Below are 2,778 nucleotides of genomic sequence, written 5' to 3'. Positions count from 1 at the left end.
GGAGTCGATGGCATCGCAGGCGGCGGTTTCATCGCGCGTCGGCATGGGCACATCCTGCAACAAGTCGGGGTCCTCGGTCAAGCGAGCGAAAAGCTCGTCGCGGTTCGAGCGACAAGCTCGCGTGCTGGGCGTCGGCGCTTCGTCGGACCCACGTCGCTTCCGCCGCAACGCGTTCGCGCCGACGATGGCCACCCCGGCCAAGGCCACGGTCCACAGCAAGTCGTTCTCGGATTCCGCATCGCCGTCGCCTGAAAAACCGATTCCAGCATACTCGACGCCGGCCAAACCGGCAGCCTCGAACTCGTCCAGCCAGACTTCCGTCCCCGCGATGAAGCACGCGGAGAAGCGATTCGCGCCGCGGAGGCCGAGGGCGCCGGCGGCGATTTGCATGGCGCCGGCGACGAGGTCGCCTTCGCGCAGGCTTTGCACCCCGCTGTAAATCGAAGTCAGGCCTTGCACGTTGCCGGCCGTGCGGAGGGCGACGGTGGCCACGCCGCCGGTTAGGAAACCTCTGCCGGAGCTGCGGCCACAATCCCGAGTTCCTACTCGTCCCAGGGCAGAGTTGCAACGGTCGATGTTCTTATCGCAGGATCTTGACTTGTGACAAAGTCCTGATCAAACGGCCATCGTTTCTCTCCTAGCTCCTTTCCCAAGAGAAACCGCAAGAACTGCCAAAAGTTAGACGCAACGACGTATGCGAGATCTCGCGAGGAAGACATAGTATCTATAAAACATACTGGCTGTCCGTTCTCCGACGTCGCAACTAAGACGTAGTAATTCCCGCAGCCATCACCGGCAACTGGAATCCAGTCTTCTGCTTTCCATTCAGGATACCGACCCAAAATGGCGCGGATATCGGATCTGGGTGAACGCGTTTCAACGCCAAAAAGTCCGCCCGGACCGATGCACGGCCCATTGAGAAACGCTAAGAAACAACGGAACTCGCGCGGCATAATGATGCCCAAAGTATCCTCCGCACTCTTAATCTGTTCCTCTGTCGCTCCATCCACAGTCGGTTCTTCTGGCGGCCATTCCACAGCGAAACATAGCGCTCGCACATCGTTTGGAAGTTGCATCTCGTCGTCCTACGGAAGGAACCTGAATACATGTCCGAACATTCTGTCGATGTCCAGTGTCTTCTTCATGATTTCTGAGGCGCTTGGATCGCGGCCGTTCAATGACGTTTTGAAGTTGCTCCAGGCGCTGCTGACGAGACGGTGATTGTCTACTTAAGCCCAATCAAGTTTGCCGCGCGATTTGGGTCCGCTTTCGGAAACTTGTGCGCCCATTCCAATGGAATCCTATGGTGTACTTCCATCCCATCCCAGAACGCCCGGCGGTTGGTACGCGAGTGCCATACATTCCGCGCAGCTTCTCGATACTCGTCACTTTGGGTTCGGGTGAGCTTCTTCGGAACGCAAGCATTATGCACCAGTGCCCCCAGCCCATCCACCCGATAGACGTGCTCGGTCGTTTCGAGGTTGTAGAGGTACCCCGTGTAATCCAGGGGCGCGATGGATTCCACGCAATGGTGGCCGTCGATAGTGTCGATCTCTTCGCCGGGGCGCAGGTCGCCGACTTCAACATAATCCTGCCGGTCGACGGACCAGTACCGATGATTGTTCGTCACGCCCGTCGGTTTCTCCTGCCCCTCCAGGCGCAGGGCCACCACGTTGCGCCCATCCGTCTCATGCCGGAACGTGCCGGTCACGACGGCGCCTTCGCCGCTGTGGATCGGCGGGCACGGGCCGATGGCAATCACTTCGGCCTCGCCAATCGCGCCCATTTCGGGCAGATCGATGGGGATCGTCGCGCCGGCGGTCGCATTGAGTTGCTCGATCCAATCCAGCGGGCGGAGCAATCCAATCCAGAGACGCTGGCCGTCCTGCTTCCGCATTTCCAAGTCTATACGCCGCCAGGTCGCCGGGTCGGGTTCGACTTCGTCCACTTCCTCGCGCAGCGGGTTACGGCCTACCGTGCGCTCCCCGAGTGCAACTTCTTCGATGGCCTTGCTGCGCGTACCACGCGCATTTGGCTGCAATGATGGCACGGATGACGCGGCAACTTTCGATGCAGTTGCCTTTCGGTCCGTAGCGCCGGAGCGCAAGGATCCCCAACCGATTGCGCCTGCCAATAGCAACAAGCCGGCAAGCCATACGCGCGCCGCCCAGGCCCTCGCAGTTTGCGATCGATCCACGTCTGGCAAGACCCTCTTGCGGCTAGGACTACTGTTCATCACGCGCGGCAGCGTTATCGCGATAGGGTTCCCGCGCTCACAGTCGCAGCGGGAACCGGAATTGTCGCGATCGGCGATCCCAAGCGGTCGATCAGCGTTTTGCCGGTATGCGGCGGCGAACGCCAGACACTCTTCCGTAGCGGGTGAGGCAAATTCATTACTGAATGACTCGTAATCGATCACAGCCGGATCAATCGAGCCAACGTGACCTCGCCTGGGCAGTTCGTAATCCACTCGCCAATTGTCGTCCTCGGCCGCGGCAAACAGTGCGTCCAGAACCGCAGTTTCCGAGCGCCTCCGCGGACGAATAACTCGCCAGCCCACCACCCCAACGGAGGCAATCGCAACCGTCCAGAGCAAACTCGTGGAATCCGTTCCCGCATCCGCTTCATCATCCAACGCACCTTCAATTCCCATTCCGGCGAGCGCAACGCCGCTGTGGGGTCCACAGTTGACGAGAATCTGCGTCCCCGCGATAAAGCACGCGGAGAAGCGATTCGCGGCGCGGAGGCCGAGGGCGCCGGCGGCGATTTGCATGGCGC

General features: G+C 60.3%; 2 protein-coding genes. Both read right to left on the bottom strand.

The annotated features are described in order from the left end of the window. The coding region (locus tag SGJ19_12675; GenBank protein ID MDZ4781100.1) for a hypothetical protein at window positions 1–492 on the bottom strand (492 nt) is incomplete at its 3' end. Between the two features lie 733 nt (window positions 493–1,225). Next, entirely contained in the window at window positions 1,226–2,050 is an 825-nt protein-coding gene (locus SGJ19_12670; protein ID MDZ4781099.1) for a hypothetical protein, read from the bottom strand. Window positions 2,051–2,778 lie beyond the last annotated feature (728 nt).

The sequence above is a fragment of the Planctomycetia bacterium genome (assembly GCA_034440135.1).
Classification (GTDB): domain Bacteria; phylum Planctomycetota; class Planctomycetia; order Pirellulales; family JALHLM01; genus JALHLM01.
Note: the sequence above shows the minus strand (reverse complement) of the source record. Positions and strands in the feature narration are given on the sequence as shown.